This window comes from Achromobacter sp. CSND-B12 (assembly GCF_052906545.1).
Map to the genome: position 1 here is coordinate 192,349 of NZ_JBREGJ010000001.1, position 25,905 is coordinate 218,253.

The following is a 25,905-nucleotide window of genomic DNA, read 5'->3' on the forward strand; positions in this document are numbered from 1 at the left end:
TACAGGGGCTGAAAACCGTAGTCTCCCGCCGGGCCAATTCATACGTCAAATCAGATATTTACGACTTCTCATACAAAACTGATATGATTTGAATCATGAATTTCAAGCAAGTCGAAGCCTTCCGCGCGGTCATGATGACGCGCTCCATGACCACCGCGGCCGGACTGCTGCACACCTCGCAGCCGAACGTCAGCCGCTGGATCGCGCTGCTGGAAAAAGCGCTGGGCTTCGTGTTGTTCCAACGGGTCGGCACCCGCATCATTCCCACGCCCGAGGCCGAGGCTTTCTACGCCGACGTCGAACGCGCCTTCATCGGCCTGGAATCGCTCAACGACAGCGCCAGCTCCATCCGCCGACGCGGCACCGGCCTGTTGCGGGTTGGCGCGGTGGGCTCCATCACGCAGTGCGTGCTGCCGGACGCCATCGTGCTGCTCCGCCAGAAGTTCTCGGACATCCCCGTGGTGGTCAACACCGGGGGCTCCGACGTGGTCGCCAAATGGCTGGCCACCGGCGTCTGCGACATCGGCTTCTGCTCGCTGCATACCGACCTGCCCGGCCTGCGCTACGAGCGCATCAACACAGCCCATGGCGTGGGTATCGTGCCGCGCGGCCACAGGCTGGCCGGCAAGAGGCGATTGACGCCCGCGGACTTTCGCGACGAGAACTTCATCTCGCTGCCCGCCGGCAGCTTCAACCGCGCCGCCATCGACCGCCACTTTCCCGACGACACCCGCGTGCTGTCTATCGAAACGCCCTACGCCACGACCATCTGCGGCATGGTCGCCAAGGGCCTGGGCGTTTCCATCGTCAACCCCGTGGTGCCGCGCGCGCTGGGCATCGCCAACCTGCGCGAAATCCGCTTTTCGGAAAAGGTCGAATTCCACAGCTACGCCGTCACCTCCGACCATTTCCCGGTCAACACGCTGGCGCGGCGCATGGCCGACTGCGTGCGCGACACCTTCGCCGCGCTGGGTCGGCCGGCCACCGCGGCCTGACACGGCCGCCGGCGTCAGGCCGCGCGCCGCCGGCCCGCCACGAATCCATGGTGGCGCGCCCGCCAGGCCACGGCCAGCGCGACCGCCAGCAACACCACAATGGTGCGCGGCAAGGCCGGCGCCCCCGCCGTCTCCAGCACCACGCCGCCGATCGCGCCGCCGGCGGCGAACGCCAGGTTGAACACCGTCACCAGCATCGATTGCGCCACGTCGGCCCCGTCGCCCGCAGCGTCCGCCAGGGCGGTCTGCAGCAGCGTCGGCGCGCCGCCGAAGCTCAGCCCCCACAGTGCAATGGCGGCAAACACCGCGCCCGTCGACGTTGCGCCGTGTCCCAGGGCCAGCGCCACCAGCGCAAACAGCGCCAGGCTGGCCAGCACCAGCGGACGCAGTCCGCGATCGACCAGCATGCCGGTCATCCAGATGCCGCCCAATGACGCCACCCCGAACACCAGCAAGACCGCATCGACCCGCGCCGCCAGTCCGAACGCGGCCATCAGCGGCGCGATATAGGTGTACAGCGTGTAGTGCGCCAGGATCCACGTCAGGATCACGGCCAGCACCGGCCGCACGCCCGGCGTGCGCCACACCTGGCGCATCGGCATCCGCCGCGCCGCCGCCTGGCCGGGATAGTCGGGCACGCGCCGCGCCACCCACAACATCAGCGCCAGGCTCATCCCCGACAACACGCCAAAGACCGCGCGCCATCCCGCCAGGGCGCCGAGCCAGGCGCTCAATGGCACGCCTAGCGCCAGCGCCAGGGGAATCCCCACCATCGCCACCGCCATCGCGCGCCCCTGCAAGGCCGGCGCCACCATGCGCCGCGCATAGCCCGCCAGCAGGCTCCACGCCAGCCCCGTCGCAATGCCCGCCATGAAGCGCGCGCCCAGTGTCAGCGCGTAGTACGGCGACCACGCGGTAATGGCGTTGCACAGCAGGAACCCGCCCACAGCCAGCAGCAAGGCGGCGCGCCGCCGCCAGCCGCGCATGGCGATGGTCAGCGGAATCGCCGCCAGGCCCGAACCCAGCGCGCACAGGGTCGCCAACTGCCCCGCCCAGCCCTGCGACACGCCGAAGTCGCGCGCCATCTGCGGCAACAGGCCGGCGGGCACGCTTTCGTTGGCGGTCGCGATGAAGCTGCACATCGTCAGGGCCAACAGGCCCGCCAGCGGCAGCCGTGCGGTAGTGGGGGTGGCTGTGGCGGGGTTGGCGGTGCTGCCCTCCAACGCCGCCGATCCGGACATCTCGCTCATGAGTCGCGCTCCTTGCATATGAAAGACGCGACAGTCTGGAGCTAACCATCAAATTTGATAATTAGCCTAGAATTTGAAGGATCTTCAAATCTGGATTTCAAATGGCGACCGACAGATTGGGCGACATGCGACTTTTCGTGGAAACGGCGGCGGCAGGCAGCCTGTCGGCGGCCGGCCGCAAGCTGGGGCTGTCGGCCGCGGCGGCCAGCGCGCGGCTGATCAAGCTGGAATCCGCGCTGCGCGCCAGGCTGTTTCACCGCAGCACCCGGCAGTTGCGCCTGACCGAGGAAGGCCGTGTCTACCTGGCGCATTGCGAGATCGCGCTACGCGCCATCGACGATGCCGAGGCCGCGCTGCAGGCGGGCCAGCAGGCCGTGCGCGGCAAGCTGCGGATTTCGGCGTCGGCCGACTTCGGCCGCAACCTGCTGAACGACTGGCTGGAAGAATTCAGCGCGGCGCACCCTGACCTGAAGATCGCGCTGACGCTGTCGGACTCGCTGTCGAACCTGCTGCACGACGACATCGACCTGGCGATCCGTTTCGGACGGCCGCAGGATGGCGCCCTGGTCGCGCGCCATCTCGCCCCCAACTGGCGAGTGCTGTGCGCCTCGCCCGACTACATCGCCCGGCGTGGCGCGCCGCGCACGCCCGAAGACCTGGCGCGGCACGATTTCATCGTGCTGGTCACCGCCGCCGGTCCGCTCAACCAGTTCCATTTCATCAAGAACGAAACCGCGGCCAGCTTCACCGTGCCGCTGGAGCGCGCGTGGGAAACCAACGACGGCGCGCTGGCGCGCCAATGGGCCATCGCCGGCCATGGCATTGCGCGCAAGACCATCTGGGATGCCGCCGACGACCTGCGCGCCGGGCGCCTGAAGGTGCTGCTGCCCGACTATCGGGTAAGCGAGGATGGCGTGCATGCCGTATTCCACGGCACCCGCTACATGGCGCCGCGGGTGCGGCGGTTGCTGGACTTCCTGGTGGCGCGCTTCGCCGATGCCGGCGCGGCGTTGACGCGCGATTTCGATATCGAGGCGGGCCGGCCGCGCCAGCCGCCGGACGTCGCCGGTCCCGTGGCCTAGGCCTGCGCGCGCTGAAAGCGCCTCGCACAGCGCACTAGTCCAGCTTGCTCAGCACGCGCGACAGCACGCGCCGGGCGTCGGACAGGTTGTCGGCATCTCCGGGCCTGGATTCGACATCCCGCATCAAGCCCATCAGTTGGGCCTTGCTACGGGCCAGCCGCGCCTCCAGCGATTCGATCTCGCCCACCTTGCGCCGCAGGGCGGCCAGCAGCGCGTCATGATTCCAGTCGTCGCCCGTCGCAGGCAGCAGCACGCGGATCTCGTCCAGGCTGAAACCGACCTGCTGCGCGGTGGTGATCAGTTCCAGCGCCAGCATCGCCTCGGGAGAAAACGTGCGGTAGCCGTTGGGCCGGCGGGCCACCGTCTGCAGCAGCCCCGCGCTTTCATAGAAGCGGATACGCGACGGGGTCAGTCCGGTGCGCTTGGCCAGTTCCCCGATATTCATGTCCTTGTCCTTCTCGGTAACGATCAATGGGATCGCGGCGGGCGACCGCCGCGATACGGTCCGGGCCGCGCCTGGCGGCGCCGGACCGACGGCCAGCCCTACTTGGCGGGCGCGGACGCCGGCGCTGCCGCGGGCAGCTTGTTGGGCGGCACCACCGGGCCGGCGGGCAGCGGCATGACGCCATCAGGCTTGACGAAGGTCAGGGTTGCCACGTAGCCGACGGCATCGTAAGGCTCGGCCCCCTTGGCGCCCTGCCGCTCGCCCGGCGTCTTGTCGATATGCATGGTGCGCAGGACGTATTGCGCCTTCCACGGCAGGTCGAAGCGCGCCTTGCCTTGCGCGTCAGTGTAGGCCGTTTTTTCCCAACCGGAATCCACCATCGCGACCAGCTTGGCCTTGGGCAAGGGCTGGCCTTTCAGCACCACCTGGAATTCACCTGCCTGGCCGGTTGGCACGATATCCAGCGTCAGCTTGGGCGCCACCGCGGCGGACGGGTTGGCGACATAGCGCGCGCTCATGTGGAACCAGGCATTTATCGATTCACCGCCATGCTTGAACTTGCGCAACGTGTCCATGGGGCTATCCAGCACCAGGCTCTCGTTGCCGCTGGCCTTGCCCGACAGCGTGAAGCCATCGGCGGTCTTGGTGACCGTCAACGGCGATTCGCCCTTGGCCGAGACCAGGCTCGCCGACATCTTGCCGAAGCCATCCAGGTAGCCAGGCGAGGCCTCGCGCAGGTTCTCGGCGAACTCGCCGAAACGCGCAATGGCGGACTTGCCGCCGGACTGCTCGATCCAGACTTGATGGGCTTGCGCGGTGGCGGTCAGGCACAGGGCCGCGATCGCCAGGGATAGGGTCTTCTTCATGGAAAGCTCCGGAAAGTGAGGAACGGGGTTGAACAGCTCCCCCCTCCCGCCTGCCCGCGGCTTGCCCGCAAATCGGCCCGAGGCGTCGGGACGATCGAAGATGTTGGCACCGAAGATGTTTGCGCCGAAGACGCTTGCACCGCAGAGGTCCGCACTCGTGCGGCCATGAATTCTGGCATTCGAAGGCTATCCACAAATAACAACGAGAATCGCCCTGGATTATGTGGAACGACCCGGCGATGTCAAGAACACGCGGTGGACGGCAACGACGGCCGATCCGCTCGCGCAGGCAGCCACGACACGCGGTTTTCATTGGAACGATGGCTGCGCGCCGGGCGCGCCTGACCCGCGCGGGACGACCAGGAAGCGCGTCGCAAAATCGGACTGCGCGTCAGCGGTCCACGACCGTCATCAGGCCGAGTCACCCCGCGCTTGAAGGCCTGGCGCCTCGATCGCCGCAGCCAGCTTCGCTCACGCGTGGCAGGCCAGCGTCCGTACCGTGTCGCCCGCCCCCGCCGTGTCCGGCCACCTGAGGACGAAACGGGCGCCGCCCAGCGGGCTGTCGCACACACGGATGCTGCCCCCGTGGCTGGCCGCCACGCGCTGCACGATCGCCAGGCCCAGGCCGGCGCCGCCGGTGCCCCGGTCGCGGCTTTCGTCCAGCCGGATGAACGGTTCGAATACCCGCTCCCGGTCCGTGGGCGGGATGCCGGGGCCGTCGTCGTCGACGATCAACTCGAATCCGCCGTCACAGGTGGGCAACAGCGCCACCTCGACCCGCTCGCGCGCATAGCGCACGGCGTTCTGCACCAGGTTCGACAACGCCCGCGTCATGTTGCGCGGGTGCAGGCTCACGTGCGGCGGATGGCCATCGCGCACGCTGCAACGCACCTGCCGCGCCTCGGCCTGGTGCTCGATCTGGGCCAGCGCTTCGCCCAGCCAATCGCGCGCATCCACCGTGTCCAGCTGGGTGGCCTCTTCGTTGGGCCGCTCCAGGCGCGCATAGATCAGCAGTTCGCCCACCATGCTTTCCAGCTCGGCGATGTCGGCGCGCATGTCCTGGAAAGTCTGGCGGTGGCGGGAACGCAGCTTGCCGCGGTCGACGATGTCGAGCTCGAACGACAGCCGCGCCAGCGGCGTGCGCAACTCGTGCGAGACCGCGTTGGTCAGGCTGCGCTGGTTGTCGATCAGCGCCGAAATGCGCTCGGCCATGTGGTTGAAACTCTCGCCGACGTGGCGGATGCCCGAGACCCGCGACAGGCGCACCCGCCTGCCGAGATCGCCCTGGCCCATGCCGAGCGCGGCATTGCGCAAGGTGTCCAGGTCGCGCCAGACCGGCAGCGCCCACAGCAACAGGAACGCCGTCGCCATGATCAGGGTCAGCATGGTCCAGGCGCCCCACGTCATCAGCTTGTCCAGCATGCCGTCGCCCGGCAGGCGCAGTTCCAGCCATTGCCGCGGCGCGCCCGGCAGCGGGATCAGGTAGGTGTTGTATTCATCGCGCATGATGAAGCCGGCCTGCTCCATCTGCTGGCGTTCGCGCTCGTCCGGGCGCACCGCCTCCCAGGGCAACAGGCGCAGGTCGGCGCCATAGTGCGGCAGCAATTCCTCGCGCAGGAAGGCTTCGCGCGCCTGCGGCGCCACTGGATCCAGCTCTTTGTGCAGGGCATGCACCTGGCCGCGTATCGAGCGTTCCGCCAGATCGTCCAGCCTGGGCGAAAACAGCGTGACGAGTCCCTTGTCGACGACCTGGAAAGCCGCCGTCAGGCTGATGACGGCCACGACAAAGAGACGCAGGATGAATTTGAGCATGGCGTTGGACGGGGAGCGGGCACCGGCAGCTTACGCACAAAACCGGCGGCATTCCGCCGCGCTTTGTACGAGATATGTGAAAACAAGTGAAAAAACGCCGGGGCCCACGGCGCCCCCGCCCGCCCTGCATCGCGCGTCAGCGGCGCGGGCGCAGTCGCTTGAAGGTCAGCGAGGCCTGGGCGCACAGGCGGGTTTCGCCGCGCTCCACCACGTACACCTGGGCGTCGAAAAACGCGATGCTCTTGCTGTGCGACACCACCTGCGCCACGCAACGGATCGTATCGCCCGCGGCGGGCAGCAGGAACGCAGTCTTGAATTCCAGCGTCGCCATATCGTCGCCCTCCTGGCCGGCGCCGCCGTCGATCAGCGTCAGCGCCGCATAGCCCGCCGTGGCATCCGCCACCATGGCGACGATGCCGCCCTGCACCGCGCCGCGGTGATGCAGCAGGGCGGGCACGATCCTGGCCGATGCCTGGCAGCGCCCGCGCGCCAGATCCTCCAGGCACAGGCCGACGTGGCGATAGGCCGGCTCGTCGGCGAACTGCCGGGCAAGCAGCCGCATCCGGTCCGGATGCAAGGCCGGCTGCGCCTCGGCCGGCGCCGGGCGCCCGTGCGAAAGCGACGCCGGATGGGCGTGGATGACCTCGATCATGGAAAAAGCCTCTTCGATCCTGATGGGAGATCGAGTATTGGCCATGCGTACGCCGGCGTCTTGAACGCTAGTGACATCGACACCGTCCACGTGCCGCCCCGCGCCGGCGCCGTGTCAGCCAGCCGCCTTCCCCCGCCCGGAGCGGGCCCGGCATGCCGCGCCAGTCAGTCCAGGCCGCGCTTGCCGGGCGCCCAATAGGCCTTGGCCATGATGCGCGCGCCCGGCACGCCCTGCGCGGCCAAGGTCCGGCGCAGCCGCTGGATCGACGGCGCCCTGCCTGTCAGGATGTAGCCGCGGTCGGCGCCGGCAAGCACGGGCAGGCGGCGCGCGATCGCGTCCAGTTGCCCGTCGTCGCCGCAACGTTCGAACAGTTCGACCGCCTCCAGCCCGAGCCGTCTCGACACCGCCCGCGCCTCGGCCAGCGCCGCCACTTCGAGCAGGCAATGCGGCGCGTCGGCGGCAAAGTGGCGGCTGATCGCGTATGCCAGGCCAAGCGAAGTCTCGTCGCCAAGCAGCACGCAACGTCCCTGCACGCGGCCCGGATCGAGCGAGGCGCGCGGACCGAAGACGTCGCATTCGTCGCCCGGCGTCACCTGCCGCGCCCATGCGCTGCCCGGTCCGCCGCCGTGGCAGCACACCAGCAGCCGCGTGCGCCCGGCCACCGCATCCCATTCGATCGGCGAATAGGTGCGGGCCACGAACGCCGAACCCATCGCGATCTGCACCTTCTGCCCCGGCCGCCACGACGCTTCACGAAACGCCGGGCTTTCCAGCGTGATCAAGCGAAAGCCCAGCGCCGGCGTCTCGGCCCGCGCCACCCGCGCGCGCGTCATGAATAGCCGGGTCAGCAGGCGGCTGACCCGGCCTGGCTCCGGCCTCGGATCGGTCATGGCGGTCATCCTGCATACACCGTGAATTCGTTGCCACGGCCCGGGTCGATCTCCAGCGGTTGCGACACGTATCCATTGGCCGGATCGCGCACGTAGTCGAGGTACTCGTTGTCGTGGTCCCACGCATTCTCGGCCAGGATCGGCGTACCCGGCTTCAAGCGCGGCTCGAGCAGCCTGAGCACCGGCAGATAGAGGCTGATCGCGCCGTCCAGCAACACCAGGTCGATCGGGCCGCCGACATCGGCCAGCGTCTCGCGGGCATCGCCGACGCGGATCTCGACCCCTTCCGCCAGCCCCGCCGCCAGCAGGTTGGCCCGCGCCCGCTCCGCCTTGGCCGGCTCCAGTTCGGTGCCGATCAATTGTCCGCCGCCCATGTCGCGCAGCGCCGCGGCCAGATGGATCGTCGACACGCCCATCGAGGTGCCGAACTCGACGATGCGCGTGGCGCGGCGACTGCGCGCGCATTGGTAGAGAAAGCGACCATAGGCCGCCGAAACGTTGAGGAAATTGCCGGCATAGCCGCGATACACGGCGCGCAGGTCGCGCCGCTCATCGGCCAGCGTACTGGCGATGGCTTGCGCGTACATCTGCCCGGCGTCCTCGTCCGGATTCGCGCCGAACTGATCCATCAGGCCCCGGTCGGCCTCGGCCGCCTCCTGGAAAAGGCGCCGCAGGGTCTGCGCGACGCGGTCGCTATCGAGTGCATTCATGAGTCGTCCTGTTGGGGTGCGGCGGCCCAGCGCCAGCCGTACCGTCATGGTAGGAAGCCTCGTACCTGGCAGCATTGGTAAACTACGCCATCAAATTCCATAATCCTGCCAACCTGCCGGCGCCCTCGGCTCCGGCGCCCCGCCATGCCCGTGCTGACCAACCTGGTCGATCCCGTCCAATGGTTCGACCCCGACCTCGTGCCGCGCCCGGTCGTGACCGTCGGCGCGGCCGGCATCGATCTGGCCGACCTCGACGAGCATGGCCTGGACCGGATCGAAAAGGACTTCCACCGCCACCGCAAGGGCCAGCTGCTGCTGTTGCTGCGCGGCGTGCTGACCTGCGAGATCGCCGGCAGCCTGTGGATCGTGCCGCCGCAGAGCGCCCTGTGGGTGCCGGGCGACCTGCTGCACAAGATCACCGCGGCCGGCACGATCGAGGTCTACGTCGCCTTCATCGAACCGGCCGCCGCCTCGGCGCTGCCCGCTGCCTGCTGCGCCGTCACCACCACGGCCCTGCTGCGCGAACTGGTGGTCCGCTCGGCCAGCCTGCCCCTGCTGTATCCGGACGACGGCCCCGCCGCGCATCTGGTGACCCTGCTGCTGGACGAACTGGCGGCCGCGCCCCTGGGCACGCTGCAACTGCCCATGCCCACCGACCGGCGCCTGCGCAAGATCGTCGACGCCCTCATGACCGAGCCGCGCGAACGCGGCACCATGCAGGGCTGGGCGCGGCGCGTCGGCCTGAGCGAACGCACGCTGGCGCGGCTGCTGATGCAGCAGACCGGCATGAGCTTCGGCCGCTGGCGCCAGCAGTTGCACCTGATGCTGGCCGTGAAATGGCTCAGCACCGGCATGTCGGTGCAACAGGTGGCCGACGACCTTGGCTATGAAAGCGCTGGCGGCTTCGTGACGATGTTCCGCAAGGCCCTGGGCACCTCGCCGGGCAGGTATATGGCGCAGCGGCGGCCGGCCGGCTGAAGCGAAAAGCGATGCAATGCGTTCCCGCGCCCCGGGGCCGTCAGGTCACAATGCCCGCAGGAATGCCACCAGGGCCGCATTGACGGCGTCGGGCGCCTCCTGCTGCAGCCAGTGCCCCGCCTGCGCAATCACCTGCGAACCACGCAGGTCCGGCGCCAGCAGGGGCATGGCGTCGATGATCTGCCGCATTCCCGGAATCGCCAGACCCGTGTCGTATTCACCGACGAGATACAGCGCCGGCACCTCGATGCGCAACCCCGCGAAGGCCGCTTGCGCTTGCCAGTTGCCATCCAGGTTGCGGTAGTAATTCAGGCCGCCCCGAAACCCCGACCGCGTGTAGGCCTGGACAAATCGCTCCAGATCCGCCGCGCCGAGCCAGGGCGGCAAGGCCGTCGGGTCTGTCAGCGAGTCCAGCAGCCCGCCTCCCCGCGGCACCATGCCGAACGGATTGGGCGTGCCACCATCGCGCGGTCCCATCGCCCCGGAGGCGCAGAAGTAGATCTTGCGCAACGTCGCCGGGATATCGCGCTCGAACTCCGCTTCGGCCACGCCCGGCGCCGAGAAATAGTGCGTGTAGAACCACGCCTGTTCGTTCTGAGGAAACAGCCGGCTGGGCGCCATGGGCGCGCGTCCCATCATCGGCACCCCCAGCGCCGCCACCGCGCGGAACCGGTCGGGCCGGACCTGCGCCGCCTGCCATGCGATCGACGCGCCCCAGTCGTTGCCGACCAGCACGGCCTGCCGCTCCCCCAGGGCGTCGAGCAACCCGACCAGATCGCCGATCACGTCCAGCGCCGTGTACTGCCCCGCGTCAGCCGGGCAGTCGCTGGCGCCGTAGCCGCGCAAATCCGGCGCAACGGCGCGATAGCCCGCCTGCGCCAGCGCTTCGAGCTGGTGCCGCCACGCATGCGCGGTCTCGGGAAAACCGTGGCACAGGATCACCAAGGGGCCGGCGCCCTGCTCCACCACGTGAAGGCGGATGCCATTGGTCTCGATAAAACGTTGGCGGGGTTCAAGCATGCGGGCTCTCGATGGCAAGGGATTACACAATCTCTGGCCAAAAGAGTAACATCAAAAGTTGCACATTTTCAAACTGGGGTTCCATGCAACGAGACACCCGCCTGGCGCGCCTGCTGCACGTCCTGGTCCACATGCATTTGCGCGGCGGCGCCACCACATCGCAGACCATCGGCCAGATGCTGCACACCAACCCCGTCTTCGCGCGCCGCACGATGAGTGTGTTGCGCGATGCCGGCTTCGTCACCTCCACCGGCGGTCCGGGCGGCGGCTGGACGCTGGCCTGCGAACTGGATCGCCTGACCGTCGGCGATGTATGCGACGCCATCGCGCACGCCACGCTGTTCGCCTTGGGACCGGCGCAGGACAATGCGGCGTGCCCCGTGGAAGCGGCGGTGAACCGGCGTCTTCGCGCCGCGCTGGCGTCCGCGGAGCTGGCCTTGCTGCAGGCGTTCAGGGAAATGCCGCTGTCGGAGATTGCCGACGAAGTCCTGGCGTCGGGCGCGGGCCCCAAATCGAGCCGGCGATGACGACGCCGCGCCCTTGACGCGGGGTCACGCGAAGTCCGTCGCCTCGCCCGCCTCGCGCCACGCCTCGATATCCCTGCGCACCTGCGCCAGCTTCTGCTGCGCGAAATCGTGGGCGATCCTGCCCACGAACAGATGCAACGGCGGCTCGGCCATGCCGGCCACCCGCAAGATCAGCGCGGCCAGCCGTTCCGGGTCGCCCGCCTGCTTGCCGTTCATGCCGTCGCGATGCAGGTCCAGCGATGCCTGGGCCGCGGTGTAGTCGGCGATGCTGCGCCGGGCGATGACCAGGCTGTTGTCGTTCAGGAAGTCCGTGCGCACCGGTCCCGGGTACACCACGGTGGCCTTGATGCCCACCTCCGCGCCCTCGGCGGCCAGGGTCTCGGTCAGGCCGGCCAGCGCGAACTTGGTCGCCACGTAGCTGCCCCAGCCCGCATAGCCGCCCTGGAATCCGGCGATGGACGCGACGTTGAAGACATGCCCGCCGCGCTGTCTGCGCAGTTGCGGCAGCGCGTGGCGCAGCACGTGCAAGGGCGCGAACAGATTCACTTCGACATTGCGCCGCACCTCGTCGTCGTCCAGCGCCTCGAGCGTGCCCTGCTGGCCATAGCCGGCGTTGTTGACCACGCAGTCGATGCGGCCGAACGTGGCGATGGCGCGCTCGATCGCGGCCTGGACACTGGCCTCGGACACCAGGTCGACCTCCAGCGCCAGCAGGCGCGGATTGTCCTGGCCCAGCGCCTGGCGCAGGCTGGCCAGCGTGCGCGACGTGGCCGCCACGTTGTCGCCGCGCGCCAGCAATTGGCGCGCCAGGGAAAGCCCGATGCCGCGCGCGGCGCCGGTGATGAACCACGTTTGATTGCGCTGAGTGTTGCGTTGAGTGTCTTGCATTCCTGTACTCCCGGTTTGGTCGGATGACAGGACAGATGCTAGGCGCGGGCGGGCGGAGCGGATAGGCACAGCGCTATTGGATCATTGCCTATTCCTACTCGAACGCCATATTCTTTGACGAATCAGGAGCAAAATGATGCCTAAGACTCTTACCCAAGCGATAGCGCAATGACGGCACCGCAAGCCCTCCATGACCAGATGACCGCCCTGCTCGACCGGCTCGCCCCGCACGAGGGCTACACCCTGTCGCGCCTGGACGGCGTGCGCTTCATGCGCGCCAACCAGCCGCTCGGCCGCACGCCGGTGCTGTACGAACCCAGCATCGTCATCGTGTGCCAGGGCAGCAAGCGCGGCTACCTGGCCGACAAGGTCTATCGTTACGACGCGCAGCATTACCTGGTGCTGTCCGTGCCGCTGCCCTTCTCCACCGAGACCGACGCCACGCCCGAGGAACCCCTGCTGGCGATCCAGTTGCGGCTCGATCCGACCACCCTGGCCGACCTGGTGCTGTCGCTTGACGGCCACGACGGGCCGGCCGCGCCCGCCCCCACCGGCATCACGTCCACCCCGCTCGATCCCACGCTGGCCGATGCCACCTTGCGACTGCTGCGGGCGCTGGCCTCGCCGCTCGAAGCCAGGGTGCTCGGGCCGGCAATCGTGCGGGAGCTGTGCTTTCGCGTGCTGGTGGGCGAACAAGGCGGCGCAATCCGCGCCGCGCTGGCCAGCCAGGGCAACTTCGGCCGCATCTCGCGCGCGCTGCGCCGCATCCACGATGACTACAGCCAGCCCATGGAAGTGGCGACCCTGGCGCGCGAGGCCGGCCTGAGCGCGCCCGCCTTCCACGCGCACTTCAAGACCATCGCCGGCACCTCGCCCATCCAGTACATCAAGTCCATCCGGCTGCACCAGGCGCGCCTGCTGATGATCCGCGACAACCTCACCGCCGCCGCGGCCTCGACGCGCGTGGGCTACGAAAGCGCGTCGCAGTTCAACCGCGAGTTCAAGCGCCTGTTCGGCCGCAGCCCGGGCGAGGAAGCGCGCCAGATGAAGGCGATGTTCGCGCTATTGCCCGCGGCGCAACTGGAAGGCGTGGCGGCGACGCACTGAGCGGTCAGTAATCCCGCGCTTCGTCAAACCAGCGCTGCGCCTGCGCTTCGGTCACGCCCAGCTCGACCACCCGCGCCAGCTGGCTGAACTGCCACACGGCTTCGCCGATGTCCTCGCGCTCGGCGGTCTCGATGCCCTTCATGCCGTTGAAATGGCGCGCGAACACCTCGATGGCGGCTCGCGCCGCATCGACCGTGGCCGCCCCTTCAAGCGCCTGGCGGGCGGCGTCGTACGCGGTATTGGCCGCTTTCGCCATGCGGCCGCTCCAGGCGGAAAAAGGTCGGCCATACTCGGTTTGCCACCAATCCGGCTTGCGCAGCTTGCTGACCGAGCTATAGCCGGCCCACGGCCGCAGCTTCTCCCGCGCCTTCATCTGCGCCTTCAGCCACTTGCCTCCGGCGTCATCGATGTTGAAGCCGATGAACCGTTCCAGCGACGGCCAGGTGGCCAGCGCCGGCAGGCCTTCCAGGTCGGGAGCATGGCGGATCTCCAGGCTCTTCAGGCCGGGCAGCCGGGCCAGCGCGTCCCAATCGATGAAAGCGCCCCATAGCGAAAGGTGTTCCAGCGCGGCAAAGCGCTCGATCCCCCGCAGCGAAATCGCCTGCGCCACCGGCTCGCCATACAGCGCCAGGGTCGACACGCCCTGCAGCGCGCCCAGGTCGGGCAAGGCATACGGCGCCAGGCCGGGCCGCCGCCCCAACGCGGGATGCAGCGACAGCAGGTCCGGCAGCGCGCCCGACACGGTAATCCGCGCCAGATCGCCATGCAGGCCCAGGCGCGTGTCCCTGGGCAACACGATGTCCAGGTGGTCCGATACCGCCGCCAGGCGGATCTGGAGCATCTGGATCCTGGCCGGGCGCGCGTCGATCCGGCGCGCATCGGCAAACGCCGGCGCCCAGGAGAACTGCTCGATCGCGCGTTGCGCCGACCAGCCCACAAAGCCGCTGTCATTGCCGTGGTAATCGATATGGCGCGGCCAGGGCGAGCCGGCGGGCGTGGCGAACGGCTCGAACGCCGGCCAGAGGATCACGTCGTCGGACGCCACATGCAGATCCGCCTTCGCGCCCATGCTGGCCGGCCCGATGATCAGGTTGCCGCGCCCCGGCTCCCTGACGAGCACGTGACTGCCCGGCCCGGTCAGGCCCAGCAGGTAGCGGCCATCCCCCGTCACCGAACCCGCGGGTTGGCCGGACACATCGATCGGTTGGGACACACAGCACTCCTCTTGGTGGTCAACGAAGGTGGGGCAACGGACGCAGCCTCGTCGCGCGGCTCGCGCAACGCGCCGTCACAACGTCATCGGGGGCTGGTCTTCGATGCGGAAGGACAGCTCGCGCTGCCCCAGCAAGCCGGCGTCGACATACTCGAACTCGACCCGCTGGCCCGGCGCCGCGACCGGCCCGAGATGATAGACCCGATACATCACGCCGCCCACACGATAGTTCGGGATCAGCGACACCGTGGGCGAATTCGGCGTGCGCTGGCGATACGTCACCGCCTCCTCGACCACGCCGCGCACGCCATGCTTGCAGTGCGCGCGCTTGAGCCGCGGGCTGCGCATGCCAAGCACCCATCCCAGCAGCACGAAAACCATCGCCAGCAGGATCAAGGGCAGTAAAAAGAAACTCGCGGCCAGCGGCGCCAGCGCTGCCACGAAAAAGAACTTGCGCACGCCCAGTTCCTCGCGGCGCGCGTTGGCGCGGTCGGCGTCGCTGATCTCCTCGACGGACGTCCAGGCCTGGCCGCTCATGGGATAGTCCACCCGCAGCAGCAGCCCCGGCGCATCCGGCATCAGCGTCAGCACGTGCAGGCGCACCGGCAGGTCCGTCAGCGCCACCGCGGCGTGCGGCCGGGCGCCGCTGCGGGTATCGCCGGCGCCCTCGTTCCAGAACGGCACCGCCACTTCCACGCGCTGCTCGCCAAACGCATAGCTGACGCCCGGCCGCCCGGCCGGCCCGAAGCCGGTGAGGTGACCCGACAGGATCTGCTTGGGCACGCGCCCCCGGAGCGCGCGATCGATGCTGCGCCAGGCGCGCGGCAGTCGCAACAGCCGGCGTCCGAAGAAAAAAGCCGCCGCGCCCACCCCGGCGCCGATCAGCAGCAGCATCAGGCCATCGCCAGCGCGCAGCGAGCGCCAGTCGGACAATGCCAGCCCGAAGATCGTCAGCACCGTGCAGGCCAGCAGCAGGAACACGATCAGGCCGAATACGGCGGCCAGCCCCTTGCCCCGGCTGCATCGGCGCAGCAGCGCAAGGTCATCATCGGTCAGCGGGGCTTGCTCGATCCGCAGGGTATCGCCCATGCGTCAATACGTCGCGAAAGGCACTTCCACCGTCAACGCCTTGCCGCCCGCGGCCGGACGCAACGTGTAGGTGGCCACGCCGCCGTCATCGTCGGCCAGCGACGCATCCTTGCGCGATACGGCGTAGCGCTGGCCGCCGACCTCCAGCGCACCCCGCGCCGGCGCGCGGGCATCGGCCGGCACCAGCAAGCCTCCCAGCGCATCCACGCTGTCCGCGAATTCGTATGTGTCCAGCGCCCCCTCGGCGCGCAGCCGCTGCACGCGCGGCCGGTACGGCGCCGCGTCGAGGTTCCAGCCGTTGGTCAGATCGGTAATCCACGGGCCGGGAATGTCGTAGGTACCCTCCAGTTCGGCTTCCGTCACGGCTTCGCCTTGCACCACCAGGCAGCACACCACCTTGCCGGCCTTGGCGTCGAAAGCCGCCCACTTGCTCGCCACCGGCGCGGCGCTGGGCAGCATGGAAAAATGGTATTGCTTGTCGAGCTGAGAATCGGAAACCTTGCGCCAGGCGCCCACTTGCGGCGACTGGGCGAGGCAGGCGGCGGTCAGCAGCAGGCCTGCTGTCAGGACAATGGCGCGGGACACGGAATGGGTCATCTTGGGTAGCTTGTTCCAGACCAGGAAAAATCATCGAATCGGGGTCAGCGACGTAGTCTATTCCAAGTTGCCGTGTCCTTGGCTCGTGCCGTCGACGCCCCCCGCCCCGCTCAATCCCGGTCCGGCGCCCCCAGCGGAAAGAAGCCGCGGTACGGACGCGCCTCGTCGACCACCCGGGCGATCGACGGCCGCGCCAGCAGCCGGGCCCGATACGCCGCCAGCGCGGGAAACCGCCCGCCCATCGGATGCACCCAATCGCCATAGAACAGCGCCGGCGCCGCGGCGCAGTCCGCAATCGTGAAGCGGCCGCAGGCGGCCCACGGCCCGTCCTGCAATCGCGCCTCCAGCCAGGCATAACACCGCGCGATGACGCCATGCGCTTGCTCCACGCCGAACGGATCGCGGCTGTCTTCGGGGCGCAAGGCGTTACCGACGATGCGTTGCATCGGCACGTGCACGTAGTCGTCGAACACCTGCGCCATCATGCGCGCAGCCAGCGCCTCGCGCGGGTCCAGGGGCACGAGCGGCGCGCCCTTGCCGTGGTGCAGGTCGAGATACTCGATGACGGCATTGCTCTGGACCACCTCCGTGACGCCATCCACCAGGGCCGGAAACTGCCCGGTCGGCGCCAGCGTCGCGATGCGGGCCGCGTGCTCGGGATGATCCGGATCGATCATGCGGAACTCGAAGTCCACCTCGCGTTCATACGCCGCGATCAGCGCCTTCCAGGTGAAGGACGAAAACGGATGACCGTAGATCGCGACCGTCATGGCAGCGCTCCGCCCGCTTGAAGCAGCGTCTCGATCATGTCGAACTGCAGCCCGGTCCCATGGCGGCGCGACTCGACGCCGTCGTTGCCGTCCGTGAACACGATCTGCTCGGTGTACGCCACGCGCGTGGCATTGCCGGCCGGCTCGATCTCCAGGCTCGACAGCGTCACGGAATGCAGCCTGCCCGAATGGAACAGGTCATAGGCGTAGACCAGCCGGCTGGCGGGCTCGATCACGTGATAGCGCGCATCGAAGCACGACACCATGCCGCTCTCGTTGAAACGCCCTTCCAGCACCTCCCGGCCGCCCACGCGAAAGTCCATTTCGCGGCGCGACAGCGTCCAGCGATCCGGCGGGCCGGTGAACCACTGCGCCTTGACGCGCGGATCGGCCCACGCCTCGAAGACCCGCTGGGCCGGCGCGTTCCACGTGCGCCGCAGCGTGAACGTGCCATGGAAAAACGGCGTGAAAGTCATGATGTCTTCCCTCCCTGATCGGGCGCGGCGCTCAGCCCGCCCGGGTGATTGCCGGCTTCGCCTTCGAGCAATTGGCCGAGGCGGTCGAATCGGTCTTCCCAAAGCTGGCGACGCTCGCTCAGCCACTGCTCCACCCGCATGACCGCCTCGGCCGAAATCCGGCATTCGCGCGTGCGTCCGCGCTTTTCCGTGACGATCAGTCCGCTGGCTTCCAGCACCCGGACATGTTGGTGGATGGCTGCCAGCGTCGAGTCGTACGGCGCCGCCAGCTCGCTGACCGAAGCCGGACCGCGGGACAGGCGCTCGAGCATGCCGCGCCGCGTCGCGTCGGCAAGCGCATGGAAGGCCAGGTCGAGTTGGGATTGATACTCAAGCATTCGCTTAAGTTAGAGAGGACGACGCGGAAAGTCAAGTATTCACTTAAGTATTTTGGTCGCTGCCTGTCCGCGTCCCACCCGGCGCGTCCCCATACGCCACGCTCGGTCATATTGACATATCGGGAATTTCCGATATCATGCCCGCCATGGACCTGCTCGACGTCTTCAAAGCCCTCTCGAACCGCACGCGCCTTGAAATCCTGAAGGGTTTGAAGGACCCCGTGAACAGCTTCCCGCCGCAGGACGAAGGGGACGTGCATACGGTCGGCGTCTGCGTCAGCAGCATCCAGGAAGGCGTCGGACTGTCCCAGTCCACCGTGTCCGACTACCTGGCCACGCTGCAACGCGCCGGCCTGGTCGAAGCCACGCGCATCGGCTCGTGGACGTATTACAAGCGCAATGAAGCCACCATCCGCGCTCTGGCCGAGATCATCGGAAAAGAGCTGTAGCTGGCGGTGGCCGAGGTCGGGCATGGCCGCCCGTGCTTATCTGGCGCCAGCTTGCCGCGCGCTTGCCTCGCCTTTTGCCTTGCCCTGTTCTTCGCATTTTTTTGTTGTTTTAAATCGACAATTCCCGATATCCCGTTTTACCGAAATAAGGAGCCATCCAATGAAAGCCCTCGTCCTCACCGCCTTTGGCGGCCCGCAATCCTTCGAACTGCGCGACGTCCCCAAACCCGTGCCGCAAGCGGGCCAGGTCCTGGTCCGCGTCCACGCCACTTCCATCAACCCGCTGGACTACCAGGTCCGCCGGGGCGACTACCCCGATCTGGTCGCCCTGCCCGCCATCACCGGCCACGACGTCTCCGGCGTGGTCGAAGCCGTCGGGCCCGGCGTGAGCGCCTTCGTGCCGGGCGATGAAGTCTGGTACACCCCGCAGATCTTCGACGGCCCCGGCAGCTACGCCGAATACCACGTGGCCGCCGAAAGCATCGTGGGCAGGAAGCCCGCCTCGCTGAGCCATCTGGAAGCGGCCAGCCTGACGCTGGTCGGCGGCACCGCGTGGGAAGCGCTGGTCGTGCGCGCCGGCTTGCGTGTGGGAGAGAGCATCCTGGTGCACGGCGGCGCGGGCGGCGTCGGCCACGTCGCCATCCAGCTCGCGAAAGCCGTCGGCGCCAGGGTGTTCACGACCGTGCGCGACAGCAATGTCGACTTCGCGCGCAGCCTGGGCGCGGACGTCGCCATCGACTACGAAAAGGAAGATTATGTCGAGGCCATCCTGCGCGAGACCGGCGGGCGCGGCGTCGACGTGGTGTTCGACACCATCGGCGGCAACACGCTGGCGCGCAGCCCCGACGCGCTGGCGCAACTGGGCCGCGTGGTGAGCATCGTGGATATCGCGCAGCCGCAGAACCTGATCCAGGCCTGGGGCAAGAACGCCAGCTACCACTTCGTTTTCACGCGGCAGAACCGCGGGAAGCTGGACGAGTTGAGCGCGTTGGTGGCGCGTGGGCAACTACGGCCGCACGTGGGCGCGGTGTATCCGCTTGCCGATATTCCGGCGGCGCATGCGCGGTTGGAGAGTGCGAACAACGGGCTGCGGGGAAAGATCGCGATCGCGGTGGCCGATTGACGCATCGGCGGCAAGGCGAACTCACGCTACCTATGACGAGTCATCGCCCGAGACAGTGCCGGATTGCCGGCATGGTCGGCCGTCGGCGACGCCAGGCTGACAACCGCGGCGCGCAACTTGCCGGGCGGCTGGCCAAACGCGGTGAAATGGGCAAGGCCGCCAAATGTCACGGCAGGGATGCCGTGGCGCAACCCGGTTGCCCGGAGCGGGCGCGATACCGTTCCAGCCAACTCACGGACTGCGCGATCCCTCCGAACGGGAAGAAATGCAGGCTCACCTTACCATGCGCGTCCGTCAGTCCGGCGGCCAGCCGATCCACGAAAACGTCCGGCCCCGCGGTGCCAAACAGCTTGCCCAGGGAGATACCGTACTTGGCCCACATCGATGCGCAGGCGCCGACCCCGCACAAGGCGGCATAGCGCGCCAGCACCGCGATACCGGCGGGTCCCGGCACGCCCACGCGCACGGGGTGTTCGAGGCCGCGCGCGCGCAGCGCTTCGAGCCACGCCAGCACGATGTCGGCATCGAATCCAAACTGCGTGACGATCAAGGGCGACATGCCGCGTGCGCCGATGCCGCGGCACTTGCGTTCCAGCACCTCCCACCGCTGGGCCGCGCTCATGACCGGATGGCCATCCGGATGCGCGCCTACGCCGACCACCTTGATGCCCGCGCGCTCGAAAACGCCCGTCTCGATCAGCGCCGCGCTATCGGCAAACGGCCCCGCCGGCGTCGACGGATCGCCCGCGATCAGGAAGCAGCGCTCAACGCCGGCCTCGGCCACCGCCCGCGAGACGAACGCCTCCAGGTCGGCCAGCGAGGCAATGCGGCGCGCGGACAGGTGCGGCATGGGTTCCAGGCCCAGTCCGCGCACGGCCCGCGCGGCGGCCAGCCGGGCCTCATCGTCCTGGCCCGGCAGGTAGGGAATGGAAATGGTCGACCCGGGCGGTAGCCGCGACGCTGCCGCGGTCAGCGCGGCAATGTCCTTCACGCTGACTTCCAACGAACAGTCGTCGGTGATGTTGCCGGGAAAGAAAGGGGTACCGCGAGGAATCAAGGACATCGATGAAAGGCAGGCCGAACGGCTCGGCGCGCGGCCTGTGTACGAAAAAAACGGGTTCAACCGTTGGCTTGTTGCGCAACGGTGGCGGCGGCGGCCGGCTGGCGGGCCAGCTCGATGAAGGCGCGCACGTAATCGATGGCCGTGTCGGCCTCGCGCGCCCCCAGGAATATCTGTTTGGCGATGCCGCGGGCGCCCAGCCGCACCGGCACCACGTCCATCCGGGCGGCGTATTCCTCCACCAGCCAGCGCGGCAAGGCGGCCACGCCGCGGCCGCTGGCCACCATCTGCACCATGATGTCGGTGGTCTCGATGGCCTTGTGGCGCCTGGGCGTGACCCCGGCCGGCAACAGGAATTGGTTGTAGATGTCCAGCCGCTCGATGTCCACGGGGTAACTGATCAGCACCTCCTGGGTCAACTGCTGGGGCTTCACATGCGCCACCGACGCCAGCGGATGGCCCTTGGCCACCACCAGCACCTGCTCGTAGTCGAACACCGGCTCGAACTTCAGGCCCGGCTTGAACAGCGGGTCGGGCGTGACCAGCAGGTCGATCTCGTAGCCGAACAGCGCGCCGATCCCGCCGAACTGGAACTTCTGCTTGACGTCCACATCCACGTCGGGCCACGCGGCCAGATAGGGGGAAACCACCTTGAGCAGCCACTGGTAGCAAGGATGGCATTCCATGCCGATGCGCAGCGCGCCGCGCTCGCCCTGCGCGAACTGGCCCAGGCGCTCTTCGGCCAGGTCCAGCTGCGGCAGCACGCGGTTCGCCACCGCCAGCAGGTACTGGCCGGCCTGCGTCAGGCGCAGGCTGCGGCCTTCGCGCAGCCAGACGTCGGTTCCCAGCTGCTGCTCCAGCTTCTTCATGCTGTGGCTCAGGGCGGACTGGGTCAGGCTCAGCACGCCCGCGGCGGCCGTCAATGAACCCTGCTTTTCGACCTGCTGGACGATGCTGAGATGGATGCGCTCAAGCATTCAGATGATTTCCGCTCATGGATTCGTGAAATAAAACCATTTTACTTCATCGCTTCCCGCCCCTAGTATGCGCTTCCGTCGTCTGCGGGCGCGGCGCCGCATAAATCAATTCCAGTGAAGCAAAAATGACACGTCCACTCCGTCTAGTAGCCGTTTCCGGCGGACTGCAACGCCCCTCCAAATCCGCCGCCCTGGCGCAGCACCTGATGGACCTGATCGCCGACGACGTCCCGTGCGAACAGCGCCTGGTCGAACTGGGCCAGCTCGTCCCGCACCTGGCCGGCGCCACCTGGCGCCCCCACCTGCCCGACACCGTGGAGCGGGACCTTGACGCGGTCGAACAGGCGGACGTGCTGGTGGTAGCCACCCCGGTCTTTCGCGGCTCCTACACGGGGCTGTTCAAGCATTTCTTCGACTTCATCCACCAGGACGCCTTGATCGACAAGCCCGTCCTGCTGGCTGCCACCGGCGGCAGCGAACGCCATGCCCTGATGATCGACCACCAACTGCGGCCGCTGTTCAGCTTCTTCCAGGCCCGCACCTTGCCGCTGGGCGTCTACGCGACCGACAAGGATTTCGCCGACTACCGGCTGCGGGACGAAGCCTTGATCGAACGGGCCAGGCTGGCGATCGAACGGGCATTGCCCCTGATCGCGTTGTCGCGCCACGCAGGCGCCGTCGCCGCCGTGGAAGCCATCGCAGCCTGAAGCACGCCTCGGAACGCTGGCCAGGCGGCTCGTTCGCCAGCGCCGTTCCAACCCGACATCCGCCCTTCGAGCGCCCCGCAAAGGCTTCCGTTTCTCCCGCCTTGCGGCCGCCCGAACCGGCTTTTCGTTTTCCGCAGACTTTTTTTCGCAGAATCAGCGCATCCCATCACCATGAGCAACGATTTCACCTTCAGCATCAAGAGCCTTTCTTTTGATGAAAACTATCGTCCCTCGGACAACACGCGCATCACCACCAACTTCGCCAACCTGGCCCGGGGCGAAAGCCGCCAGGAGAACCTGCGCAACACGCTGCGGATGATCGACAAGCGGTTCAACAACCTGGCGCATTGGGACAACCCCAAAGGCGACCGCTACGCCGTCGAACTCGAGATCATCACCGCCGAAATGCATATCGGCGCCGCCAGCGGCGGCGACGTCTTTCCGCTGATCGAGATCCTGAAGACCAATATCGTCGACAAGGCCAACAACGAGCGCATCGAAGGCATCGTGGGGAACAACTTCTCCTCGTACGTGCGCGACTACGACTTCAGCGTGCTGCTGCCCGAGCACAACAACGACAAACCCACCTTCAGCACGCCGGACAATTTCGGCGATCTGCACGGCAAGCTGTTCAAGCACTTCGTCAATTCCAGCGCCTACAAGGAACGGTTCAGCAAACCGCCCGTCATCTGCATCAGCGCGTCCAGCAGCAAGACCTACCACCGGACCGAGAACCAGCACCCCATCCTGGGCGTCGAGTATCAACAGAACGAACTCTCGTCGACCGACGAGTACTTCGAGAAGATGGGCCTGCGCGTGCGCTACTTCATGCCCCCGGGCAGCGCCGCCCCCCTAGCCTTCTACTTCCAGGGCGACCTGCTGGGCCATTACACCAACCTCGAGCTGATCAGCATCATCAGCACGATGGAGACCTTCCAGAAGATCTACCGCCCCGAGATCTACAACGCCAACTCCGCCGCCGGAAAGCTCTATCAGCCCAGCCTGAAGAACCAGGACTACTCGCTGACGCAGATCGTCTACGACCGCGAAGAACGCAGCCAGCTGGCCGTCAAGCAAGGCAAGTTCACCGAAGAACACTTCATCAAGCCGTACAAGCACGTGCTCGAAAGCTGGGCCGCCAACTACGCGCACTAATCCCCCCGCACCAAACATCCAACACGGGACCGCAAGATCATGAAAAAACTACTGCCCACTTCGACCGCCGGCAGCCTGCCCAAACCCTCCTGGCTGGCCCAGCCTGAAAAGCTCTGGTCGCCCTGGAAGCTGCAGGACCAGGAACTGGTCGAAGGCAAGCAGGACGCCCTGCGCCTGGCCCTGCACGAACAACAACACGCCGGCATCGACATCGTCAGCGACGGCGAGCAGACCCGCCAGCACTTCGTCACCACCTTCATCGAGCACCTGGACGGCGTCGATTTCGAAAAGCGCGAAACCGTCCGGATCCGCGACCGCTATGACGCCAGCGTGCCGACCGTCGTCGGCGCCGTGAGCCGCCAGAAGCCGGTCTTCGTCGAAGACGCCAAGTTCCTGCGCCAGCAGACCACGCAGCCCATCAAATGGGCCCTGCCCGGCCCCATGACGATGATCGACACCCTCTACGACGCCCACTACAAGAGCCGCGAAAAGCTGGCCTGGGAATTCGCCAAGATCCTCAACCAGGAAGCCAGGGAACTCGAAGCCGCCGGCGTCGACATCATCCAGTTCGATGAGCCGGCCTTCAACGTCTTCTTCGACGAGGTGAACGACTGGGGCATCGCCACCCTGGAACGCGCCATCGAAGGCCTGAAGTGTGAAACCGCCGTGCACATCTGCTACGGCTACGGCATCAAGGCCAACACCGACTGGAAGAAGACGCTGGGCTCGGAATGGCGCCAATACGAGGAATCCTTCCCCAAACTGCAGCAATCCAACATCGACATCGTTTCGCTGGAATGCCATAACTCGCATGTGCCCATCGATCTGATCGAGCTGATTCGCGGCAAGAAGGTGATGGTGGGCGCGATCGACGTGGCCAGCGACAAGGTCGAAACGCCGGAGGAAGTGGCCAACACGCTGCGCAAGGCGCTCAAGTTCGTCGACGCCGACAAGCTCTATCCCTGCACGAACTGCGGCATGGCGCCGCTGTCGCGCGCCATCGCGCACGGCAAGCTGCTGGCGCTGAGCGAAGGCGCGGAGATCGTCCGGAAGGAATTGCAGGGGTGATGTTGAAGTGAAAATCGGCGCGCCGGACTATGGCTTGTCGGATGCAAAGCATCTGCAAGCCGTCCGGCGCTCACCCAATGGCACCAATATGGCTAGTGCCGGAAAAGCCGATCAGACGCAGGCATCGCAGTATTCAGCGAGCGTAATCCCTCGGTAGTCCTCAATGCCCTCATCGGTGAGTCCGAACGGCGATTCCGGCATCGCCCCCATCCTCATGGACTTGGCCGCATCGAGAAGGCGTCTTCCGGTCAGCCGCGCGACGGTCTACGGACTGCGCCTTGCCATGGAAAGCCAGTTACCCAGCTTCAGCGGCATCCAGGGAACGCTGACCTACGGCGGCGACTACGAACGCGAGCAGTTGACCCAGGATGGCCGGCAATACACCGTGAAAGGACTGGTCTACACCCCCACTGGCCGCACGCTCGAACTAGGTCCCGACATGACCACCCAGACCCGCGCCCTCTTCCTGCAATCCACCTGGGAAACGGAGGATTGGACCCTGCGCGTGGGCGTTCGTCGCCAGTGGATCGACAGCAACGTCAAGGACAGCGTCGCCTATGGCGACATCCAGGCTACCGGCGTGGGCAACATCCTGCCGGGCGCCAACCTCAAGTACAACGCCACGCTCTACAACCTGGGGGTGGTCCGCCACCTGAGCGATGCCCAGGACGTGTTCGTCAACTTCAGCCAGGGCTTCACCCTGCCGGACATCCAGCGCTTCCTGCGCGACGTGCGCAGCGACTACGACATCCAGCAGTTGAACTCGCAGGCATTGAAGGTCGACAGCTATGAGATCGGTTGGCGCGGTGCGTGGGATGCGGTGCAGGCCAGTCTCACGGCCTATCGAAACAACTCGGATGTGACGCAGTTCTACGACGCGAAGGATCGGGTGCTGCGGTTGATCAATCAGAAGGAGCGTGTGAGCGGGGTCGAGGCGAGCCTGGACGTCAATGTCGCTCGTGCTTGGAAGGTGGGCGGCAGTTATGCGTATACCAAGGGTGCGACCAAGCAGAATGGAAGCTGGATCGCGCTGCCGGCGACCCGGATCGCGCCGCCGAAGTTCACGGCTTATGTCAGTTATGCGCCTGGGACGTATAGTGCGCGGTTGCAGGGGGTGCGCGTCGGAGGGTATGACGCGGCGGCTCGGGACAAGAATGGGCGCGAGACCGTGGGGTATACGTTGCTGGATCTGTTGGCTTCGGTGGAGTTGCCCAAGGGGCGGGTGGATGTGGGGGTCTATAACCTGACGAATCGGGATTATTACTCGGTGTTCATGCAGGCGAATGCGCGGGCGCCTTGGCCGCGGGCTCAGGGGAGGACTGTGGCGGTGAGTTATGGGTTGGAGTGGTGAGGGCCGGACATTGTCAATCACCCTTACGATACCCCAACGAGACGGGTCACGATCGAGTCAACAAAGCGATTGTCGAAAACTTGAAAGGAGGTGACTTGCGGGGAACGCTTTGCCCGCAACGGGAGAGCTCTAGAAGACTCAAGAGAAAGCAGTGAGTACGAGATGCCGACGCTGGCGAACGGAAATTCTCCAACTATCGGTTGGAGAGTCAAGGCCAAGATTAAGGAACTTGCACCATTGGTGCGAGCTTTCCCAGAATCAATTTCTACAA

Annotated in this window: 28 protein-coding genes; 11 read left to right on the forward strand and 17 right to left on the reverse strand. The window is 67.0% G+C overall.

What is annotated here, in order from left to right; translation table 11 throughout:
• Positions 1-95 precede the first annotated feature (95 nt).
• A complete protein-coding gene (locus ACUTAG_RS00860; RefSeq protein WP_026382886.1) occupies positions 96-995 on the forward strand; it encodes a LysR substrate-binding domain-containing protein in 900 nt (299 codons plus the stop codon).
• 14 nt (positions 996-1,009) lie between these two features.
• On the opposite strand, the gene ACUTAG_RS00865 is transcribed toward ACUTAG_RS00860, so the two are convergent.
• On the reverse strand, positions 1,010-2,236 hold the full coding sequence (locus ACUTAG_RS00865) for an MFS transporter (protein ID WP_109842609.1): 1,227 nt from the start codon (positions 2,234-2,236) through the stop codon (positions 1,010-1,012).
• Positions 2,237-2,346: 110 nt separating this feature from the next.
• On the opposite strand from ACUTAG_RS00865, the gene ACUTAG_RS00870 reads away from it, so the two are divergent.
• Entirely contained in the window at positions 2,347-3,327 is a 981-nt protein-coding gene (locus ACUTAG_RS00870) for a LysR family transcriptional regulator (RefSeq protein ID WP_054436526.1), read from the forward strand.
• A 34-nt stretch (positions 3,328-3,361) separates the two neighbouring features.
• Here ACUTAG_RS00870 and ACUTAG_RS00875 read toward each other — a convergent pair whose 3' ends face one another.
• The 6 genes from ACUTAG_RS00875 to ACUTAG_RS00900 all read right to left on the reverse strand — a co-directional run bounded on the left by ACUTAG_RS00875 (position 3,362) and on the right by ACUTAG_RS00900 (position 8,702).
• Positions 3,362-3,772, reverse strand: a complete 411-nt coding sequence (locus tag ACUTAG_RS00875) for a MerR family transcriptional regulator (protein ID WP_049052543.1) — start codon at positions 3,770-3,772, stop codon at positions 3,362-3,364.
• A gap of 98 nt (positions 3,773-3,870) precedes the next feature.
• Positions 3,871-4,638 (reverse strand): hypothetical protein, encoded by a 768-nt coding sequence (locus tag ACUTAG_RS00880; protein WP_020928129.1) that lies wholly within the window; start codon positions 4,636-4,638, stop codon positions 3,871-3,873.
• A gap of 471 nt (positions 4,639-5,109) precedes the next feature.
• Positions 5,110-6,450: an ATP-binding protein gene (locus ACUTAG_RS00885; protein WP_148319495.1), complete on the reverse strand. Its 1,341-nt coding sequence runs from the start codon at positions 6,448-6,450 to the stop codon at positions 5,110-5,112.
• A gap of 136 nt (positions 6,451-6,586) precedes the next feature.
• The gene (locus ACUTAG_RS00890; protein WP_148319493.1) at positions 6,587-7,147 is read right to left on the reverse strand and encodes a PaaI family thioesterase; all 561 of its coding nucleotides are present in this window, start codon (positions 7,145-7,147) and stop codon (positions 6,587-6,589) included.
• A gap of 119 nt (positions 7,148-7,266) precedes the next feature.
• On the reverse strand, positions 7,267-7,992 hold the full coding sequence (locus tag ACUTAG_RS00895) for a siderophore-interacting protein (RefSeq protein ID WP_187378336.1): 726 nt from the start codon (positions 7,990-7,992) through the stop codon (positions 7,267-7,269).
• Positions 7,993-7,997: 5 nt separating this feature from the next.
• Positions 7,998-8,702 (reverse strand): O-methyltransferase, encoded by a 705-nt coding sequence (locus tag ACUTAG_RS00900; protein ID WP_026382891.1) that lies wholly within the window; start codon positions 8,700-8,702, stop codon positions 7,998-8,000.
• Between the two features lie 144 nt (positions 8,703-8,846).
• Here ACUTAG_RS00900 and ACUTAG_RS00905 point away from each other — a divergent pair, with 144 nt between their 5' ends.
• Positions 8,847-9,680, forward strand: a complete 834-nt coding sequence (locus ACUTAG_RS00905) for an AraC family transcriptional regulator (protein WP_054445057.1) — start codon at positions 8,847-8,849, stop codon at positions 9,678-9,680.
• 45 nt (positions 9,681-9,725) lie between these two features.
• On the opposite strand, the gene ACUTAG_RS00910 is transcribed toward ACUTAG_RS00905, so the two are convergent.
• The gene (locus tag ACUTAG_RS00910) at positions 9,726-10,700 is read right to left on the reverse strand and encodes an alpha/beta fold hydrolase (protein WP_054506310.1); all 975 of its coding nucleotides are present in this window, start codon (positions 10,698-10,700) and stop codon (positions 9,726-9,728) included.
• Between the two features lie 83 nt (positions 10,701-10,783).
• Here ACUTAG_RS00910 and ACUTAG_RS00915 point away from each other — a divergent pair, with 83 nt between their 5' ends.
• Positions 10,784-11,227, forward strand: coding sequence for an RrF2 family transcriptional regulator (locus ACUTAG_RS00915; protein WP_148319489.1), 444 nt, complete (start codon positions 10,784-10,786; stop codon positions 11,225-11,227).
• Positions 11,228-11,251: 24 nt separating this feature from the next.
• Here ACUTAG_RS00915 and ACUTAG_RS00920 read toward each other — a convergent pair whose 3' ends face one another.
• A complete protein-coding gene (locus tag ACUTAG_RS00920) occupies positions 11,252-12,115 on the reverse strand; it encodes an SDR family oxidoreductase (RefSeq protein WP_006387112.1) in 864 nt (287 codons plus the stop codon).
• Between the two features lie 168 nt (positions 12,116-12,283).
• Here ACUTAG_RS00920 and ACUTAG_RS00925 point away from each other — a divergent pair, with 168 nt between their 5' ends.
• Entirely contained in the window at positions 12,284-13,222 is a 939-nt protein-coding gene (locus ACUTAG_RS00925) for an AraC family transcriptional regulator (protein WP_006387111.1), read from the forward strand.
• A gap of 4 nt (positions 13,223-13,226) precedes the next feature.
• On the opposite strand, the gene ACUTAG_RS00930 is transcribed toward ACUTAG_RS00925, so the two are convergent.
• From ACUTAG_RS00930 to ACUTAG_RS00955, 6 genes are all read right to left on the reverse strand, one after another.
• Positions 13,227-14,435 (reverse strand): hypothetical protein, encoded by a 1,209-nt coding sequence (locus ACUTAG_RS00930; RefSeq protein ID WP_446649932.1) that lies wholly within the window; start codon positions 14,433-14,435, stop codon positions 13,227-13,229.
• A 75-nt stretch (positions 14,436-14,510) separates the two neighbouring features.
• Positions 14,511-15,524 carry a hypothetical protein gene (locus ACUTAG_RS00935; protein ID WP_054498783.1) on the reverse strand — a complete coding sequence of 338 codons (1,014 nt, stop codon included), beginning with the start codon at positions 15,522-15,524 and terminating at the stop codon, positions 14,511-14,513.
• Positions 15,525-15,527: 3 nt separating this feature from the next.
• A complete protein-coding gene (locus tag ACUTAG_RS00940) occupies positions 15,528-16,121 on the reverse strand; it encodes a hypothetical protein (protein ID WP_054444000.1) in 594 nt (197 codons plus the stop codon).
• A 110-nt stretch (positions 16,122-16,231) separates the two neighbouring features.
• Entirely contained in the window at positions 16,232-16,891 is a 660-nt protein-coding gene (locus ACUTAG_RS00945; RefSeq protein WP_006387107.1) for a glutathione S-transferase family protein, read from the reverse strand.
• Positions 16,888-17,367 (reverse strand): SRPBCC family protein, encoded by a 480-nt coding sequence (locus ACUTAG_RS00950; RefSeq protein ID WP_006387106.1) that lies wholly within the window; start codon positions 17,365-17,367, stop codon positions 16,888-16,890. Before ACUTAG_RS00950 ends, ACUTAG_RS00945 begins: the two co-directional genes overlap by 4 nt.
• Positions 17,364-17,744 (reverse strand): ArsR/SmtB family transcription factor, encoded by a 381-nt coding sequence (locus ACUTAG_RS00955; protein ID WP_148319487.1) that lies wholly within the window; start codon positions 17,742-17,744, stop codon positions 17,364-17,366. The genes ACUTAG_RS00950 and ACUTAG_RS00955 overlap by 4 nt, the downstream gene beginning before the upstream one ends.
• Before the next feature lie 146 nt (positions 17,745-17,890).
• On the opposite strand from ACUTAG_RS00955, the gene ACUTAG_RS00960 reads away from it, so the two are divergent.
• Both ACUTAG_RS00960 and ACUTAG_RS00965 read left to right on the forward strand, forming a co-directional pair.
• Positions 17,891-18,193: an ArsR/SmtB family transcription factor gene (locus ACUTAG_RS00960; protein ID WP_026382898.1), complete on the forward strand. Its 303-nt coding sequence runs from the start codon at positions 17,891-17,893 to the stop codon at positions 18,191-18,193.
• A 160-nt stretch (positions 18,194-18,353) separates the two neighbouring features.
• The gene (locus tag ACUTAG_RS00965) at positions 18,354-19,316 is read left to right on the forward strand and encodes a zinc-dependent alcohol dehydrogenase family protein (protein ID WP_049053418.1); all 963 of its coding nucleotides are present in this window, start codon (positions 18,354-18,356) and stop codon (positions 19,314-19,316) included.
• Between the two features lie 166 nt (positions 19,317-19,482).
• Here the strand turns inward: ACUTAG_RS00965 and ACUTAG_RS00970 are convergent, their stop codons facing one another.
• Positions 19,483-20,379 carry a methylenetetrahydrofolate reductase gene (locus ACUTAG_RS00970; RefSeq protein WP_148319485.1) on the reverse strand — a complete coding sequence of 299 codons (897 nt, stop codon included), beginning with the start codon at positions 20,377-20,379 and terminating at the stop codon, positions 19,483-19,485.
• A 56-nt stretch (positions 20,380-20,435) separates the two neighbouring features.
• Positions 20,436-21,353 carry a LysR family transcriptional regulator gene (locus tag ACUTAG_RS00975; RefSeq protein ID WP_026382901.1) on the reverse strand — a complete coding sequence of 306 codons (918 nt, stop codon included), beginning with the start codon at positions 21,351-21,353 and terminating at the stop codon, positions 20,436-20,438.
• Between the two features lie 125 nt (positions 21,354-21,478).
• Between ACUTAG_RS00975 and msuE the strand changes: the two genes are divergently transcribed.
• From msuE to ACUTAG_RS00995, 4 genes are all read left to right on the forward strand, one after another.
• Positions 21,479-22,060: an FMN reductase gene (msuE, locus tag ACUTAG_RS00980; protein WP_148319483.1), complete on the forward strand. Its 582-nt coding sequence runs from the start codon at positions 21,479-21,481 to the stop codon at positions 22,058-22,060.
• Positions 22,061-22,231: 171 nt separating this feature from the next.
• Complete coding sequence (locus ACUTAG_RS00985) at positions 22,232-23,215, forward strand: DUF1852 domain-containing protein (RefSeq protein WP_006387099.1); 984 nt, start codon at positions 22,232-22,234, stop codon at positions 23,213-23,215.
• 39 nt (positions 23,216-23,254) lie between these two features.
• Positions 23,255-24,283, forward strand: coding sequence for a methionine synthase (locus ACUTAG_RS00990; RefSeq protein ID WP_047991068.1), 1,029 nt, complete (start codon positions 23,255-23,257; stop codon positions 24,281-24,283).
• Positions 24,284-24,446: 163 nt separating this feature from the next.
• Positions 24,447-25,634 carry a TonB-dependent receptor gene (locus tag ACUTAG_RS00995; protein WP_251200915.1) on the forward strand — a complete coding sequence of 396 codons (1,188 nt, stop codon included), beginning with the start codon at positions 24,447-24,449 and terminating at the stop codon, positions 25,632-25,634.
• The last annotated feature ends 271 nt before the right edge of the window (positions 25,635-25,905 follow it).